This is a genomic window from Aquabacter sp. L1I39, assembly GCF_017742835.1.
Lineage (GTDB): Bacteria > Pseudomonadota > Alphaproteobacteria > Rhizobiales > Xanthobacteraceae > L1I39.
In genome coordinates this window covers 3,495,695-3,512,284 of sequence record NZ_CP072392.1, presented here as the reverse complement: position 1 = coordinate 3,512,284, position 16,590 = coordinate 3,495,695, and the positions used below count along the sequence as shown (strand labels likewise).

Here is a 16,590-nt window from a genome sequence, read left to right as displayed (position 1 = left end):
CACTCACCCCGTGACAGCGGCCCGCAGGCGGTCGAGCCGCGCGCGGATGGTTTCAGGAATGGCGGCATGTTCCGGCAGCGCGGGTACGGAGGCCGGCGCGCGCACCGCATCCGCGAGGGCCGCAAGCTCCCCGGCAATGGGGGAGACGTCCGCATCGGTCAGCAGCAGGTCGCGATTGAGCGCCCCAAGATCGTGCGACACCTCCCGCAGCCGCGCCTCGCCCTCCGGCGGCGGACGCAAGGCCGGCGGCTCGAAAGGCAGGAGCGCGAGGGCCTCGTCCGCCTGCGTCAGGCGCGCGTTCACAAGGGCCGTCTGCGCCACCGCCCCCGCCCGCAGCGCCGCGGGCACCTGCGCGATCCGTGCCAGCCCCGCCATCGCCTCGGAGAGGCGCGCGCGCACCATGGGCTCGATGGGTGCCGGCCAGATGCGGGTGAAGATGAGATAGATGACCAGATTGCCCAGCAGGATGCCGATGATGCGATCTCGCGCCGTGCCGAGATCGAGGCTCGGCCCAAAGCCCTGCAGGATGGTCAGGAGGAAGGCCAGCGCGATCTGCACCCCCGCATAGGCGATGCGCTCATTGCCGGAGGACACCCACGCTCCCACCAGCGTGCCCGCGAAAACGAGCGCCATGAGCCCGCCAATGCCCTGAAGATGGGGCACCACGAACAGGATGGCCGACACACCCAGCGCCGCGCCCACGAGGCACCCGCCGATGCGCAGGGCCAGCTTGTGCACGGTCTCGCCGGTGGTGCCGAGCGCCGCCACGTAGCAGGTGATCATGGCCGTGTGGATGCCCTGCCAGTCCATGCCCGCATAGACGATGTAGCAGACCATGGCCGCCAGCGTCGTCTTCAGGGCGAAGCGTTGATAGTCGGGATTGGTCCAGGCATCGGCGGCGAGGAAGCCCTCCTTCGGCCCCGCCGCCTGTGGAAGGGGCGGCTCCGCCCCGGCCATGATTGCGAGCGCCAGGCGCGTGTCCCGCTCCGCCGGCCCTGCTTCCGGTGAAGTGGGCGGTGGCACCGGCATGGCCTCGCTCGCATCGAGCGCAACAAGCGCCGCGCGCACCTGGGCGGCAAGGGCGACGCGCGTGTCCCCCGGCAATGCCTTGGCCCCGGCGGCAGCCAGCAGGAGGAGGTAGGAGGCGTCCACGTCGCGGGCGATCTGACGCGCCGCATCGGAGGAGACCAGATGCAACAGGCGCACCCGCCCCGCGCGCTGCTCCGCCTTGCCATTGCCCTCGCGCAGCAGGTCCCGGAGTTCGGCCGCCGCTTCCGCGTCCCCGCTCTCCAGCACGTCTGCCACCACCGCGAGGCGGTGCCGCAGCATCTCCCGCAACAGGGTCACGGGAAAGCGCCCCAGCACCAGGGTGAACGCCACCATGAGCGCCATGGGCATCACCGCCATGTCCCAGGCATAGCGCAGGCCGACCGTGATCACGTCGCCCACCGGCACCTGATCCACCAGCGTCAGGGCGAAGGCGATGACCAGTGCGATCACGCCACCCACCTCCCCCAACTTGCTGGCGGCCCCCAGGAACAGAAGGCAGAAAGAGGTGAAGGCCATGGCGGCCAAGCGCAACATGGGCGCATCGGCCGTCCAGCGGGCGAGCATCACCACGAAGGCCACCACCAGCGTCACCAGCACGATGAGCCCGACGGCGGTGAGCATGCTCTCGCTGCCATCGGGCTTCATGATGAAGATGACGAGATAGCAGGAGATGGCCGCTTCCGGGATCTCATAGGCCATGGCCACCGCCGAAACGATGGCGCACAGCAGCGCCGTGCGCCAGGTCAGCCCCGCCCTTCCCGGAAAGGGCGCCAGATCCGCGATGATCTGCCGGAAAAGGCCCCGGCTGGCCGGCTCAGCAGCGGTCGCCATGGCGCACCACCGCCACCGCGGAAGCCCCCACGCGCATCAGATCGGCCGGCGGGTCGATGAGGCGGATGCGCACCGGGAAGCGCTGGGAAATGCGCACCCAGTTCAGCGATTTGGGCAGATAGGGCAGCGCCCGGGGAATGTTGAGCAGGTCCTCCGACGTCACACCCCAGCCGATGCCCTCCACCCGCCCTTCAATGGGCACCGAGCGGTTGGCCAGCACATAGATGCGGGCGCAATCGCCCACCGCGATGCGGTCCAGCTCGGTCTCAAGGAAAGAGGCGGAGGCGTACCAGGCTTCTGTCACCACCAGGGTGAACAGAGACTGGCCCGGCGCCACCACCTCGCCGGTGGCGACCGTGAGGCCCACCACGCGGCCATCATGGGGCGCGCGCACCTGCGTGTTCTCAAGATTGCGCTCGGCAATGGCCAGCGCCGCCCGTCGCGCATCCACCAACGCCTTGGCGCCATCCAGCGTGCTCACCAGCACGTCCGCGGCTTCCGCTTGCTTCAGCGCCTGGGTGAGGCTGACGCGGGCATCGTCGCGGGCGGTGCGGGCATCATCCACCTGCTGGGCGGTCACATAGCCCTTGGGCAGCAAAGCGGAGAGACGCGTCAAGGTCTGCTCGGCCAAAGCCAGATTGGTGCGGGCGCGCGTCACCTGCTCGCCGGCGATCTGCGCGTTGGACTTCTCAGCGGCGATGGTGCGGCGCTGCGTCTCGAGCGCCGCCTCGGCAATGGCAAGGTCGGCGGCCGCCTGCTGTGCCCCGAGGCGATAGGGCGTGTCATCCACCGCAAAGACAAGCTCACCCTTGCGCACCGATCCATTCTCGGCGACCGCGATGGTGACGATGCGGCCGGGCACCGAGGCCGCCACATGCACCACATTGGCAGTGAGGACTGCGTCTTCGGAGAGCGGATTGAGATCCGCTTTGTGGAAGTAGAGCCAGCCGAGCCCCACGCCAACGGCGATGATGAGCGCCGCGACCGTGGTTCCAACCAGGCTCTTGCGGGACGAATAGGCGGAGCGCGCCATGGCTCAGCGCCCATAGACCAAAAGCGCCAGCGCAAAGGCGATGCCGGCGCCGAGGCAGGTATAGACCAGAAGCCGCCAGGGCAGTGCATCGTCCACCCCAATGCGGATGAACACCACCCGCACCACCAACGCCCCCACGATCCCGAACGCCGTACAGGCCAGCCAGGCGGGAAAGTAGGCGCCAAACAGCGGGAAAGACGGGCTCAGTGGCCGATCGCAGCCGGAAAGGAGCGGCCCCAGCAGCAGGAGCGCCGCCACCGGCGCCTTGCCGCTCCACGTGCGCCCGATGTCCTCGCCCCCCCGCTCCATCTCACCTCCCCTGCCGCCTCATGTCGACGACCGCGCCATCCCCGATTCCCCCGTGAAACCCTAGCGCAGGGTAAGCCACGTGTCGCGACGGCTGGGTGCCCTCCCCCAGCCCGCAGGCTTTGGCACACGTTGTCATTGCCTATGCAATAGCCGATTTAGCGGGATGTTCGACCGTCAGCGAAAGGCGGGAAGGGAGCACGAAAAAGGGTGCCGAATAGGCACCCTTCAAGGCTCCCGCCCGCGTGCGGCGAGGCAACAGGAACGCTGCCTTCACCATCAGGCCCGCATGGCAACGGGCTCCTTCGGCATAAGTACTTTCTGGATGCACTGCTCCATGCACTCTGCAATACGCGGCTCGAACGAGGGCTTGTAATGGCCCAGGTCGGTGATCGCCACGTCTAGGCCGGCATCAAGCACTTCGCTGGTGGGATCGAACACATGGACTCCCCGCCGGCGGCACACCCGTCCCAGAGTGTCGATAATCATGCGCCGCTGAGGAATGGAGGTCCGATCATAATCCGTGTCGAAGTGAGACACGAAGACGATGGGCTTGTCCAGGAAGGTCATGATCCGGCGGATATCGGACTCAAGCTGGTCAGTGGTCTGCTCGCGAATCACAAGGGAGTTCACCACTTCGGCATCGACAGGCGTCACCTTATCGAGGGGATAGGCGGAAACGTCATTCACGCCAGTGCGCAACATCGGTTTCCACCAATTGGCAAGCACCGCCGGGTCAGAGGCAAGCAGTTCCTGAACGCGATTGATTTGCAGCAGGATCGATTTGAACACCACTTCGCGTATGGAGGACACCTCGACCACGAAGACATCCGTGTCGCTAAATAGAGCATGGAAATGTGAAAGTTCCGCTTCAGGCGGCGCCACCCAATTCGACGGGACATTCAAGAACGGCCTAAGCCGCTCGGGAACCGGCCGCGCCCCGGACACGAACAAAAACTGCTGGTAGATCTCCTTGGCATAGTGCGTGTACCCGAAGATGTTCTTCTGGTTCAGCTTCACCAAGCCCTTCTTCTGCAGAAGGTCACAGGGTGTATAAACACGGCAACTTCCAAACACTGTCACCCTGGGCGTCACGATGCGATCTCCCTGCCCGGACGGCTTTCAACGTCCGATGCTAACTGAACATCGCGATCTTGGAAATGACCACATTTACGTGATCTCGCACAGCATTATCCAGAGGTACAACGGTAACTTTCCTACACCTACATGACAGGAGGCCGCAGGCTCCAAGTCTTCTCACCCTTCAAGCAAGTTGTCCTAGAGGCACATTTTCTTAGCAAATGCACTGATCCGGCTGGATGCAGCTTCGCCGGGAACAGAATTTTCCCGCTCCCCCCACCACCGCAACAGATCGTCCTTCAACACAAGAATGCAGTCTGTGGCTCCCGAGCGGTAGACAACGACGCTGGAATGCGTGGTTGCTGCAAAATCGTAGAGTTCCGTCAGCCAATTCTCGCCCGAAACCTCAGCGTCGCACCGAACAAACGCGATCCACTCCGCTGACGAGCCGTGCGGGTCCCACACGGCCTCCCACTGGACGCGGGAATCCCGCGCGAACCGTGGGAGAACACCATCGCCTCCCTCCCCGTTCGCCTCCCTGGCAAGGCCCACTTGGAAGGCGGCGAAAGGCGCAACCGTCCGCAGAACCGCAGCCGCAACTCCTTCGCTCAATGAAGCGGGCTGCGGGGCCCACAGCACGATGTCGAAAAAGGGATAGCCCAGACGAATCGGGGGAACTTCCTGCACCGACCCCGTGGGCCGGTTTGCCGCAGCGCGCGCTCCAAGCAGGCCGAGATTGCGCAAGGCCACCAGGTCCTCGCCCCCTGCGGGCGCGTCGGACGGAACGAACAGGCTCTGAACCTTGCGCGGCGCATGAACCATCACGCCACCAGCCCCCTCCACGGTCAGGACGAGGTAAAGAGCGCCTTGGGCGGCCATCTCGCCTTCTTCAGGAGAGAGAATCAGGTCGAACGGCAGGAGGCGGGCACGGGGCGTCGAATGGCCGGACCAGACGATGCGCCGATAGGCATTGGCGTCGTCGAGATCGCTCACGAAGCTCCATTGAAGGGGCATGTGGGGGGCTGTGACCACGGTGCTGCGGGCTTCGAAGGACACCCGCCACCCACGCCCCACGCGCTCTGCCGCCTGTGGATCCATGCGGAATGCCAGCTCGCTCCCCGCTCCTTCGGTTTCCAGTCGCAGCCCGTAATGGGGTAGCCGATCAAAGCGCACCTCCTGCGGGGCGCGCACTTGGTAGGCCACCGCCTCGCCCGGTGCGAGCGGACCGGCGAAGACCCCGGCCGTAAGCTCGACGCGCTCACGGATCTCACCCCGGCTCCCGCCCGTCCAGGTGCGCAGCGAGGAATTGGCCAGGAAATCGGGATCGTCCTGCGCCGGCCCACCGGCTGCGGCGGATCCTTCCAGCGTCTTCACGCGGGCGTTGCCGGTCTTGTCCCCAGGCGCCTGTTCCAGGAAGCGGCGCCACATGGGCAAGGCAAGGGTCACCGCCCCAAGCGCCGTGTAGCACTCGGCCGCCACCTTCAGCACCGTCTTCTCGTCCGGATCGAGGCGCAGCGCCTTGAGCGCCGGCTGAAGCGCATCCAGATGCCGGCCGAAGGCAAGCAGATGCCGCGACGACTTGATCAGGCTTTCGCGATAGGCGGTGTCGCCCTCCGGTATGGTCTGCCATAGGCGCAGCGCATCTTCCGCTCGCCCCTCATTGTCGGCAATGCGGGCCAGGATCACGGCAGGGCGCGGGTTGCTCGGATCAAGATAGGCCGCACGCTCAGCCAGAATGCGCGCCTTTTCCTGATCCTTCAGATTGTACGCCACACGGGCGCCGATCCAGAGCGCCTTGACCAGGCTGGGATCGATCGACAGCACGTCCTCGATGCAGGCCAAGGCGCCGGCGAGGTCACCCTCCCGTTCGCAGGCCCGGGCCTGCTCCACAAGGGCATCAAGGCTCTCTCTGCGGGGCAGGCGCACGGTCCCGATGGTCACGTGATCGGGGGCGGTGCGGATGACCAGCACCTGCCCCGGCGCTGCTGGCTCAGGCAAATTGGGCGGGATGGTCAGGACGAACCCGTGGGACCCATCCCCGATCCGGGCGCTGACAAGACTTGTGCGATATTCATCGGCGGTGGCGGTCGCCACCACTTCGCCACCCCACACCGCCTCGACGTCGACGCGGGACTGGGGATCCTGGGTGTCGAGCACCCAGCCCCGGCACTCGCCCCCTGAAAAGCCTTCCAGCCAGCCATTGAGTTCGCGGGGCGGAACGGGAACGGGCGAACTTTCGGTCGCCTCGTCCATCACCTGGGTGAGGTTCTCAGAGGCAAGGTCGTCAGCGACGCTCGACGGAGCGGTGCCCACGTCGCGCCCGAGGTCGAGATCGCGGGCGGGGACAGAACCCGCCCGAAAGACGCGCCGCCCCTGGAAGGAGGGGACGACCTGCGACTGCGCGCGCTCCGGCGCAATGCTTTCAGGCGAGGTCAGCTGCGTCGCGGCATCGAACGGCGCGCCAAACGGCTCCGGCTCCTTCACCTGCGGCGGCAACGCCACTTGAGCAGGCGACACTTGGGCGGGTGACACTTGGGCGGGTGACACTTGGGCGGGTGACAACTGGGAAGGCGCCATTTGGGCAGGCGCACGATGAGCCGGAGACGGCTCGGACGTGCGGGAAAAAGAAATGGTCCGCGTCTGACGCGCAGAGCCCGATGCGGGCGAAAATGCCGGCCCGGGCGCAACTGGCGCGGGCGGCGGCGGGGCCGATGCAGGCGAACGGAGGGCGGGCGTGGAGCGGGGACGCTCATTCGGGGTCTCTGGCACGCGCTGCGTGTCGGAGAAGACGATCTCGATCGGCCCTCGCATGTCTCCCCTTCGCCCGGACGGCGGGTCGCTCCAGTGCGCCACGCGCCAGCCCGGCGCCGTCGGCGTCTCCCCATCGCCGACGAAGCCGACGCGGGTCCGACACACTCACACAACTCAGTCGACGATAAAAGCCCGCGCCCGGCCGCCCGTGCAGGTGCACGAGCGGCCAAGGGGACGGAAGCGGATCAGGCTTCGCCGTCCGCGTCCTGCGCCATGTCTTCCCACATGAAGATGCGGTTGCCGTACTGCATGCGCACCACGGCGGGACGGAAGCGGTTGACGTTCTTGCGGCCGAAGACAACACGCAGGGTGCGCGGCTGCGGCTTGGCACCCTCGGCGCCATTCAGCCCGCTGCCGAGCGCATAGGCCTCCGGAGCCACCGAACCGGCGGCAAAGATGGCCATGCCCGAGATGTTCAGCGCAGCCTTGTGGGTGTTGAGGAACTCGACATAGTCACCGACAGTGGGCTTGAAGAGGTACTTCTTGTCGTAATTCCCCTTCAGGAACAGGCCGTTACGACCCAGTTCGCCGTCCGCGTCGAAATAGTTGTGCTGGATCACGCTGTAGGAGCTCGCCGCCCGCAGCAGGTTGATCATCGCCTGACGGAACGCCGCGCGGCCCGGGAGCTCCTGGAGCACGTTGATGGCGAAGGTCGCCTGGCTGACGCTGCGGCCCTCGAACGTGAGGATGTCGCCCACCTCGGCCGGAATGTCCTTCTCCCGGCAGGCGGCGACGGCCGCTTCCTGGATGTCGATGGCGAGGCCATTGCCCGGCGCATAGGTGGAGGCAAAGCCGAAGGACTTGCCCGTGCCGGCCCCGAAATCGATAAATGACAGGTTTTCATACTTCATAACAGTCAACCCCTTCCCAATCTTGTGCTGCTGCGGACGACCCTCCTATTGAGGACCAAGAGCGTTCAGCCGAAGCCCCAGGCCTTGAGTTCGGAGACAGCCGCCCGCACCGGAGTAAATCCGGAAACTGCCTCCAATCCTGCAAACCTCACGCTGCGCACCTCGGCGTCCGACATGGACACCATCCGCTGCAGCGCGGAGGTCACCGAATCCGGACTGGTCGTGTCCGCCAGGAAGGAGGACACGCCGTCTTCTATGAATTCTGGCGCCCCGCCCAGAATGGGCGCGAGCGAAATACAGCCGCATGCCATGGCCTCGGCCGCCGTGCGGCCGAACGCCTGGTAGTCCGACAAATCGAGAAAGAAGTCGCAGGACTGAAGAAGCTCGGCCACCTGGGGCTGCTTGAGCTTGCCGATCAGTTCCACGCCATCTGGAAGAGTGAAGCCCGCATGGGCCAGATCTTCGGCGTCCACACCGAAGGTAAGCACGTCCATGGGCCCGAATTCGCCGGCGGCGGCCCGGGTCAGCACATCGATGGTGCGGCGCGGGGCGCGCCGGGGCGTGTCCGGGCGGACCATGGCGCACAGACGGCGGCGGCCGCCCTTCGGCCGCGCGCCCGGCTTATAGATGGTGTGGTCGATGGACGGCACCACCTGCGCCACATCGTGGGCGTGGGCCATCTGCACGATGTCGCACAGCCAGCGCGTCTTGGCGAAATAGGTGCAGTTCTTCAGCACCGCAAAGCTGCCCACCGCAATGGTGTGCTCGATGCTGGCCGCATCATAGAAGAGCGGCTCGTAATCCTGCACGTAATAGCCGACACGGAAGGACGGAGAGCGCACACCCTCCAGCGATTCCGCGATGGTGTGCGCCGACGTGTTGGTGGTGGCGATGACGAGATCCGCCCCGACCGTGATCTTCGACAGATCCTTGGGACCGACGAAGGAGAGCACCCCCTGCTCGATCCAGTCGAACCGTTCATAGACCGAGCGGAAGGACGCCACGTTGCGCTCATTCACCGCGATGCAGGCATCCACCGACAGGTCCCGCAAGGCGGTGACTTCCTGCATCACCGAATGCGCGCCGCCGCTGCCGCCGCGCACCGGCAGGATGAAGATGACACGAGGACCGCTCATGACAGCATCCCCTCAAGCTGAGACAGCTTGGCCCGAAGACGGGTCATGGCCGGTTCCCGCTGCATCTGCTGCTCAAGGGCAGGAATTGTGACGCCGAGATGCTTGTTGCGCAGCTCGAAGCCACCGGCGCGGGTCAGCTTGGAACGGGTGGCGGAGCCGAAGCTCACGCTTTTCTCGTGATAGACGAAGCAATCGTCGGCAATGACCAGCTTGAAGCCGGCACGCCGGGCGCGCAGGCAAAGATCCGTCTCCTCGCCATAGCCCATGGGGAAGGCGTCTTCGTCATAGATATCGCACTGCTCGAACACGGCGCGCGCGATGAGCGTGCAGAAGCCGTTCAGCACCGGCGCGGTCGGGTAGGCGCGCTCGGTGTTCGCCTCCACGATGGCCTGGATCTGGGGGACGTGCCGGCTTTCGATGAAATCGTTGTTGGACCAGGAGCCGTCCGGCTTCTTGGCATGGGGAATGGACTGCCAGGTGGCGGCATTGGATAGCGCGCCCACCATGCCGGTATTGGGCACAACGTGCACCGCAGCATGAAGCTTGCGCAGCCAGCCCTGGGAAACCACCGTGTCGGAGTTCAAGATCACCACCCATTCCGCGCTGGTGAGCTTGACCGCCTCATTGATGGACTTGGTGTAGCCGCGGTTGATGTCGCGCCGATACAGCACGATCCGAGGGTCGGACGCCGCGAGCTGCCGCAGAAGTTCTGCTGTATATCCACGGCTGCCATCATCCATCAGCAGGATTTGAAACGGTGTGTCGGTACGGTCCCTGACCGCTTCGACGCAGTCCACTACCACGTCGGCGCCGTTGTATACGGGTATGATGATCTGGGTGAAGGGTATATTTTGACCGCTTTTCGGCACTGCGGGAGACGGACCCACCACGCCCGGCATGACTTTCTCGTCGAGACCGCGCTCATGGACCTCCCCGAGAATACGGCAGGCGGAGAGGGCGCCGTTGAGGCGGTTATCCTCGAACGTCTCCCCGCCGAACGGCGAGGGCGCCGCCACCGGCGGGCACAGCACGAGGCCCGCACCGCTGCAGGCGACGGTGAGATAGACATCCTCGCCCGGCTCAAATTCGAACGTGCCGTCGGCGGCGCGCAAGGGAAAATCAACCGCCCCGAACGGGCGGAAAACGCGGGCGCGCTTCAGCATCCGCACGCGCTGGAACTCGGTGCCGGTCCAGCGCGTGAGGATGAAATCCCCCTGCACATGGGCTGCATCGGTCTCGGCCTTGGGCAGGCGCGCATAAAGGCGAAGGTCCGCCCGCGCATCCGAGAGCACGCGCGGCACCTTCAGATAGAAGACGAGAGGCGCCACCTGCCCGGTGCGCACGCGCAGCGCCCAGCTGGGCGCATCAGAGAATTTGGCGCCGTCGATGCGGTCGAACTGGGCCCCGCCCGCCGCCGCATCGATATGGCACCACAGGTTTTCCGCGAGCTCGTGAAGGCCCGCCTTCACCACACCCGCAAGGCCAAGCGGCCATCGGCCCGGCTCGGCGCCGGGGATGACGCCATCCGCCTCAGTGGCAGCCGAGACCGATGGCGCCGGCGGAAGCTGTCCCGCGCCAAACAAACGCTCGCCCGTGCCCAGATCCCAAATGGTGATGGAACAGCCCGCCGCGCCACGAATCAGAGCGGGAATGGTGCAGGAGAAGCCGCGAAACCCCTCTTCGAGCCCCAGCGTCGGGTGAACCGCCTCGCGCGCCGGAAGGGTCGCGAACATCTTGCCTGCGCATTCGATCGTCACCCAGGCATCCGACACCCCATCGGGCAATGGGACACGCCCGAACAACAGGCTTTGCTCGGCATCGAAGAAATAGCCATCCACGAGCAGCGACCTTTTGCTGGTATTATTGTAAGCCAATCCCGCTGATAAAGTTTACCGCAGCGCAGCACAACCGCGCAATGATAGATCGCGATTTTGAGCGAATCGGTAAGATTTTATGACCGCAGGCGGCCATTTCGCACACCTTACGCAACGCAAGTGCGAGATACCTCTACCCACTCTCCCCAGGCATGGCCGCACCTCAATCCGCAAGAGAAGCCCCCCCTGCCCCGGAGATGAATCACCTCCCGGACGACCTGCAGACGAAACAAGCGGCATTCAGTGCAGCCCCAGGCGACGCGCGAACGCATTGCATGGTGGCAATGGTGGCGGATGAGCCAGGCAGACGGCCCTGGCAATACCCTGCCTATCGCAAAAATACGGAAAGCCCGGCCATTCTGCCGGAAAAGGCGTGGTGGGCGGTGACGGGCTCGAACCGCCGACCCTCTCGGTGTAAACGAGATGCTCTACCAACTGAGCTAACCGCCCAACGCCTTCAAGCAGCTTGCTTTTCTGGTTCCCGCTTTTTTCTCACTGGCGCGAGAATGGCAGGGACCAATTTTGCAAAGCTTCACGGCAGATAGCGATATAGGCCGGGCCGCCGTGGGCGTAAACCTCGGTGGTGGTGTCGCCCGGCATTATATGCCCAAGAAATCAAGCGAACTCCCATGGCACCAGGATACTCGAGTGACCTGAGCCCCATTTCTCCTCCGGTTCAGGAGAGAGTCCGCATGTTGGTTTTGTGGCCTCAAGCGGCCACGGCTTCCAGTTTGATTGTTGCGACAAACTCGGCTGGGGATCGATGACCCAGCGCCGAGTGAGGTCGGTTGAGGTTGTAGTCCTCCTTCCATGAGCCGATGGTGGCGCGTGCCTGCGCCAGGCTCGAGAACAGGGCCTCATTCAAGCATTCGTCCCGGAAGCGGCCGTTGAAGCTCTCGACGAAGCCGTTCTGCATCGGCTTGCCGGGAGCGATGTAGTGCCATTCGACGCCGCTCTGCTGGCACCATTTGAGAACCGCCATCGACGTCAGCTCGGTGCCGTTGTGGGAAACGATGGTCGCAGGCCTGCCACGAATGGCGAGCAGCGCATCCAGCTCGCGCGTCGCCCGAAGGCCGGACAGCGAGGTGTCAGCGACCAGCGCCAGGCACTCCCGGCTGAAGTCGTCGACAACGGCCAGCACCCCGAAACGCCGACCGTCCGTGAAGGCGTCCGACACGAAGTCGAGGCTCCATCGGACGTTGACCCGATCCGGGGTCAGCATGGGACGCCGGGTGCCAAGCGCGCGCTTGCGCCCTCCGCGGCGGCGGACCTCCAGCTTCTCTTCCCGATACAGCCGGGGGAGCTTCTTCTGGTTCATGACGATGCCCTGGCGCCTCAGCATGACGTGGATCCGCCGATAGCCGAAGCGGCGGCGTTCGCCGGCCACGGCCCGCATGGCTTCCCGCAGACTTGCATCGTCGGGCGTACACTCCGGTAGCGCACGCTGGTGCGATCGACGCCCAGCGCCTGACACGCCCAACGCTGGCTCACCCCGTGCCTGGCACAGGCATGAGCCACGGCTTTACGCCTTGCATCGGGCGTCATCATTTTTTGAGCTGACATCCCTCAGGATGGCGTTGTCGAGCATCTGCTCGGGCAGCCGCTTCTTCAGTCGCGCGTTCTCTTCCTCGAGCGCCCTCAGCCGGGGCGCATCGGACACATCCATGCCCCCCGTACTTGGCCTTGAACTTGTAGAAGGTCGCCGAGGAGATGCCGTGCTTGCGGCAGACGTCAGCGGTCTTCACGCCCGCCTCCTGCTTCTGTATTCGGTCCGGTGTCGTCAACCCAGATGATGGCACGTCGCGGGTTCTTTGCTTCTGTCCGTGGTCGAGGATCGCCACATGATGGTGTTCGATGGAATGACCGGTTCAAGCTCTTCGGCGTGCTCGGCCGCGTCAGCGGCTGCGACGACAGATCATGCGAACTCAATCATCCCACGCCCCGCGACGGGCGTTCAGGGAACCTCAGCCGGGTCGATCACGCCCCGGTCGCAGTCCATCGAAATTCCGTGCCGCTCCGCCACATGCTGTGAAGGACGACCGCCATCTTGCGAGCCCGAGCGACCTTCGCCCGCTTGTTGCCCTGACGCTGAGCGATACGCACCGCCCAGGCCTTCATCGGTGACCAGCGTGTGCTCGGTCGCAGGATGACGTTGGCGGCCTCGAACAGCGCAGTTCGTGTCTCCCCGTCGCCCACTTTGGTGATCCATCCGGTCCGATCGATCTCGCCCGATTGATACCGCCGAGGTGTGAGCCCGAGATAAGCCCCGACGGACCGGGAACGGGCGAAACGCTCGGGCGCATCGATCGTTGCCCTGAATGTCAGGGCGGAAACCGGCCCGATCCCGGGCATGGTCGTCAACAGGCGGCAGACCGGATCATTCCGGACAGCCTGAACGACCAGGCGGTGAAGGCGCTGGTACTCCTGCATCAGTGCGTCCCGGGCTGCCAATAGGGGAGCCATCACCTCAGCCAGGATGACGTTGTTTCCAATTAGATCTCGGACACGGGAGGCAAATCCGGCACGCGACACGATTCCGACCTTCAAGCCGAAGGGACGGAGCAATCCGCGAAGTGTCTGCTCTGACGCGGCGATGGAGCGGATCAGATGCTTGCGTGCCGCCACCAGCGTTCGGGCATGCTGGCTGCCAATGCTCTTCACGTGCACGACCTTGTACCAGCCAGCCCTGACCACCTGGGCAATGCCGCGCGCGTCGTTCCGATCGGTCTTGACGGGCATTGCTGCCAACGCCGCCTTCACCTGCCGCGCCTCCAGACTGATGGCGGGAAAACCAAGCTCCGTCAGACCCGCAGTCAGCCATTCCGACATCGACCCAACCTAAAGCCCAATCCTCGCGATCCGATCCCGCCAGGGCTGGAGACACTGTGAGATGGCGGACGCCTCCGACGCCACGCTCGCCTCCTTCAGGATTTGTCCTTCCCGGTCGATGACACAGATGGCTACCGAGTTCAGAGAGACATCAAGACCGACGTACACCATGGGGACCTCCCGGCGCTGGGTTCGGACCCCGATCGTCCTCTGCGCCGCGAAAGGCCGCAAACGGGTCAGGAGATCAGGACCGAATACCCCATCTCCTCTGTGAACCGTAAGCCCCCATCGTCCGTCTCCATGATCGACGGACTCTACCTAAATCTGGAGGAGGATCAGGGTCTCAGATCAATTTTCGATGGAAGGATCGGTTCAAGCTCTTCGACGCACTCGGACGAGTGAGCGGCTGCACCATCAAAATCCGGGATCAAACACCTCGGCCGAAGAGGCAACATGACAAAATCCACACATTTAATACCAGTGTACATTCATGATCTATTCAAAGTTAAGATCGAGCACTTTGCCATCCTTAGCAATGCGCACAATCGCCCCCCCTCGCGACAACCGAATAAAAGGACTACGAAATACAAAATCTTCATTTAATGAAATCTCGACGCCATCGATTTTAGGTAGTCGCTGCGAACGTGTGTAAAAAATTACACTTCGGTTCTCTACCTTGTGTGATATTTCAATCCCGCCATCGCTGATGCGAAGTGTAAGATTCGCCAAGTCCGCGCAAAAATCTTCACTTGTACGATATTCGGAGCGTTCGGCGGCCTGTAGGATCACAGGCGCTTCAGAATCGGACAGCGCAAGAAAATTGGGGTTCTTTTCGTCAGGAAACATAGAACCCCAAGCAGGCTCAATCGCCACGTAGCCATTTCCTTCGAGGATGGTCCAGGTGGAACACTTTGAAGTGCGAAAAGAGGGGCCTACCCATATTCTCATTGGGCCCACATTCACTCCATAAGGAGAAGAAAGGCGCTGAGCGATCAGCATTGATTTGTACTGGACACTCCAAAAGGAATTGCAATTGCTTCGATTGCTCTGACTGGAGCCTGGCGAAATTGAAACCCTCTGACTTCCGTCGCCTTCAAATACGACACCAGCCCATCTATTTTGGCAGCTAATAGAAGACCAATATTTTACGTCCTTCTTTGGGTACAATGCACTTCCCATAATGAAGGATGGAGTGACGTAGGCGATACGGACGATATCGTGAGCATCCGGGTCAATGTCGTACCAATTATTATAAAAAGGAACGTATTGGTGCCCAGGTGCACGTGTTCGTACTTCGTACGTGCCGCGGCCCTTCTTGTCTATTGCAATGTCGGCGACCACCGTCGGAGGGCGATAGGCACTCGTAATTGCCGGCGTTTGGCCCGGAGCCAGCTTAATCTCAGTCCTGAAACCAAAATACATGAATGCCGCCAGGCGCATTGGGGAACCGTTTGCCAGCACGGAAGGATAAGCGCGTGTTTTGCTGCCACCATGCGTCCCATCAATCTGCTCCTGCGCCCATGTCGCCCACCATAGATCGAGAAAATTTTGCGAGAGGCGTCTAAGATCGCTATCATCTGCGAAATCAAAATAATTATAAAAGGGCGACAATGTGTACTGCGCATAAGTCGGAGAAAAATATTCAATCAAAACTCCATTTCTTGCTCGTGATTTTATGTAAATTTTCAAGTATTTAGACCACGCATCTTTTTGCTCTTGAGCATTTGAATTGTCTTCATATTTGAATTCCCCTATTTCCGGATACATCATGGAGAGGCGCGCGGCAGACCAGCATGTGGCGTCGCGCTGAGCGCCGTGATTCTCAGACCCCCAAATCGACCAAACGTCTTCGCGGCTGGCCTCTTTAATTTTACAAGTGGGGCCTGCCCATTTTTGAAATATTCGTATTGCTGCAGCTTCGATTTCTGGGTCGATCAATCCGGCTTGCTTTTCTCCATTTTTTCCGAAGAACATGAGAGTTCTGAAAAGCAGTCCGGCGCGCACTCCATGAAACTCCGTAAGACCAGCGCTCGTTGAAAGCCGCGTTACGGCGGCGCGTAGGTAACCGTTCGCGGTCCTCACGTTTGATGCGCTCGGCTCCTCATAAAACAATGTCAAAGCACCATTTAAAAGTCCGAGAATGCAAGGATCCCTATAATCCTCCGTTCGGCATTGCGTTTCTGGAAAAGGTTCGTGTATCTGATGATTTAAAATTTCGTTCTTTCGAATATTAACGTCGCGATACGTGTAGGCGGGCGGGTTGCTCTCAAAAGAAAATGTCTGATCAGATCCAAAGACTAATGCAGTTATAAAAATAAATGCGACCCGCAATCCACACGGCAACCGCATTTTTTTTACCATGTTGCGTAATCCTTGCAGACATTTGAATATAACACGAATGACGCCACCAAGTGTGGATGGAATACGTCGCATTACATCTAAGTTAAAATGCCGAAGCATCTTCGTCTTCTCACCTTATCCCATCCACGCCCGATCTCATCGGCACGTTCATAAAACAACATCTGGTTCATATGTGGCAAAATGGTGTTGCAACAATCGCGGGAATTAGATCTGACTTGAGACCCTGATCCCCCTCCCGATTTTGGCAGTGTCCCTCGACCATGGAGACGGACGATGCGAGCCTCACGGTTCACAGAGGAACAAATTATCGGGATGCTGAAGGGTACCCCTCCGGCGAAGAACGCCTTGCGGCGTTTGGTGGATGACGTGAAGTCCTAGGTGTTCAGTCCCGAGGTCAAGTGGTCTGGCTGGAGGCTGAAGCGCTGGGG

The 16,590-nt window shown here is 62.5% G+C and carries 11 protein-coding genes, 1 tRNA gene and 1 pseudogene; all 13 read right to left on the bottom strand.

Annotated elements, in window-relative coordinates; genetic code table 11:
* Window positions 1-3 precede the first annotated feature (3 nt).
* Window positions 4-1,881, bottom strand: coding sequence for an FUSC family protein (locus J5J86_RS15855; RefSeq protein WP_209099661.1), 1,878 nt, complete (start codon window positions 1,879-1,881; stop codon window positions 4-6).
* A complete protein-coding gene (gene mdtN, locus J5J86_RS15850) occupies window positions 1,865-2,914 on the bottom strand; it encodes a multidrug transporter subunit MdtN (RefSeq protein WP_209099659.1) in 1,050 nt (349 codons plus the stop codon). The genes J5J86_RS15855 and mdtN overlap by 17 nt, the downstream gene beginning before the upstream one ends.
* A 3-nt stretch (window positions 2,915-2,917) precedes the next feature.
* Window positions 2,918-3,223 carry a YtcA family lipoprotein gene (locus tag J5J86_RS15845; RefSeq protein ID WP_209099657.1) on the bottom strand — a complete coding sequence of 102 codons (306 nt, stop codon included), beginning with the start codon at window positions 3,221-3,223 and terminating at the stop codon, window positions 2,918-2,920.
* 276 nt (window positions 3,224-3,499) lie between these two features.
* Window positions 3,500-4,243: a hypothetical protein gene (locus tag J5J86_RS15840; RefSeq protein ID WP_209099655.1), complete on the bottom strand. Its 744-nt coding sequence runs from the start codon at window positions 4,241-4,243 to the stop codon at window positions 3,500-3,502.
* 255 nt (window positions 4,244-4,498) lie between these two features.
* Entirely contained in the window at window positions 4,499-6,817 is a 2,319-nt protein-coding gene (locus J5J86_RS15835) for a tetratricopeptide repeat protein (RefSeq protein WP_209099653.1), read from the bottom strand.
* A 479-nt stretch (window positions 6,818-7,296) separates the two neighbouring features.
* Complete coding sequence (locus J5J86_RS15830) at window positions 7,297-7,962, bottom strand: class I SAM-dependent methyltransferase (protein WP_209099651.1); 666 nt, start codon at window positions 7,960-7,962, stop codon at window positions 7,297-7,299.
* Between the two features lie 65 nt (window positions 7,963-8,027).
* Window positions 8,028-9,098 carry a glycosyltransferase family 4 protein gene (locus tag J5J86_RS15825; protein ID WP_209099649.1) on the bottom strand — a complete coding sequence of 357 codons (1,071 nt, stop codon included), beginning with the start codon at window positions 9,096-9,098 and terminating at the stop codon, window positions 8,028-8,030.
* A complete protein-coding gene (locus tag J5J86_RS15820; RefSeq protein WP_209099647.1) occupies window positions 9,095-10,936 on the bottom strand; it encodes a glycosyltransferase family 2 protein in 1,842 nt (613 codons plus the stop codon). The genes J5J86_RS15825 and J5J86_RS15820 overlap by 4 nt, the downstream gene beginning before the upstream one ends.
* A 410-nt stretch (window positions 10,937-11,346) precedes the next feature.
* A tRNA-Val gene (locus tag J5J86_RS15815) sits at window positions 11,347-11,422 on the bottom strand.
* Between the two features lie 259 nt (window positions 11,423-11,681).
* Window positions 11,682-12,446 (bottom strand): IS3 family transposase, encoded by a 765-nt coding sequence (locus J5J86_RS15810; protein WP_247658564.1) that lies wholly within the window; start codon window positions 12,444-12,446, stop codon window positions 11,682-11,684.
* Window positions 12,447-12,494: 48 nt separating this feature from the next.
* Window positions 12,495-12,638, bottom strand: a complete 144-nt coding sequence (locus J5J86_RS24475) for a hypothetical protein (RefSeq protein WP_247658674.1) — start codon at window positions 12,636-12,638, stop codon at window positions 12,495-12,497.
* 311 nt (window positions 12,639-12,949) lie between these two features.
* Window positions 12,950-13,972: pseudogene (locus J5J86_RS15805) on the bottom strand (IS110 family transposase).
* A gap of 324 nt (window positions 13,973-14,296) precedes the next feature.
* The gene (locus J5J86_RS15800; protein WP_209099645.1) at window positions 14,297-16,261 is read right to left on the bottom strand and encodes a hypothetical protein; all 1,965 of its coding nucleotides are present in this window, start codon (window positions 16,259-16,261) and stop codon (window positions 14,297-14,299) included.
* Between the last annotated feature and the right edge of the window lie 329 nt (window positions 16,262-16,590).

Bases quoted from the DNA above. Each gene is read 5' to 3' on its own strand.
- J5J86_RS15825 (WP_209099649.1), bottom strand. From the start codon at position 9,098: ATGAGCGGTCCTCGTGTCATCTTCATCCTGCCGGTGCGCGGCGGCAGC.
- J5J86_RS15830 (WP_209099651.1), bottom strand. From the start codon at position 7,962: ATGAAGTATGAAAACCTGTCATTTATCGATTTCGGGGCCGGCACGGGC.
- J5J86_RS15855 (WP_209099661.1), bottom strand. From the start codon at position 1,881: ATGGCGACCGCTGCTGAGCCGGCCAGCCGGGGCCTTTTCCGGCAGATC.
- J5J86_RS15845 (WP_209099657.1), bottom strand. From the start codon at position 3,223: ATGGAGCGGGGGGGCGAGGACATCGGGCGCACGTGGAGCGGCAAGGCG.
- mdtN (WP_209099659.1), bottom strand. From the start codon at position 2,914: ATGGCGCGCTCCGCCTATTCGTCCCGCAAGAGCCTGGTTGGAACCACG.
- J5J86_RS24475 (WP_247658674.1), bottom strand. From the start codon at position 12,638: ATGGATGTGTCCGATGCGCCCCGGCTGAGGGCGCTCGAGGAAGAGAAC.
- J5J86_RS15800 (WP_209099645.1), bottom strand. From the start codon at position 16,261: ATGCTTCGGCATTTTAACTTAGATGTAATGCGACGTATTCCATCCACA.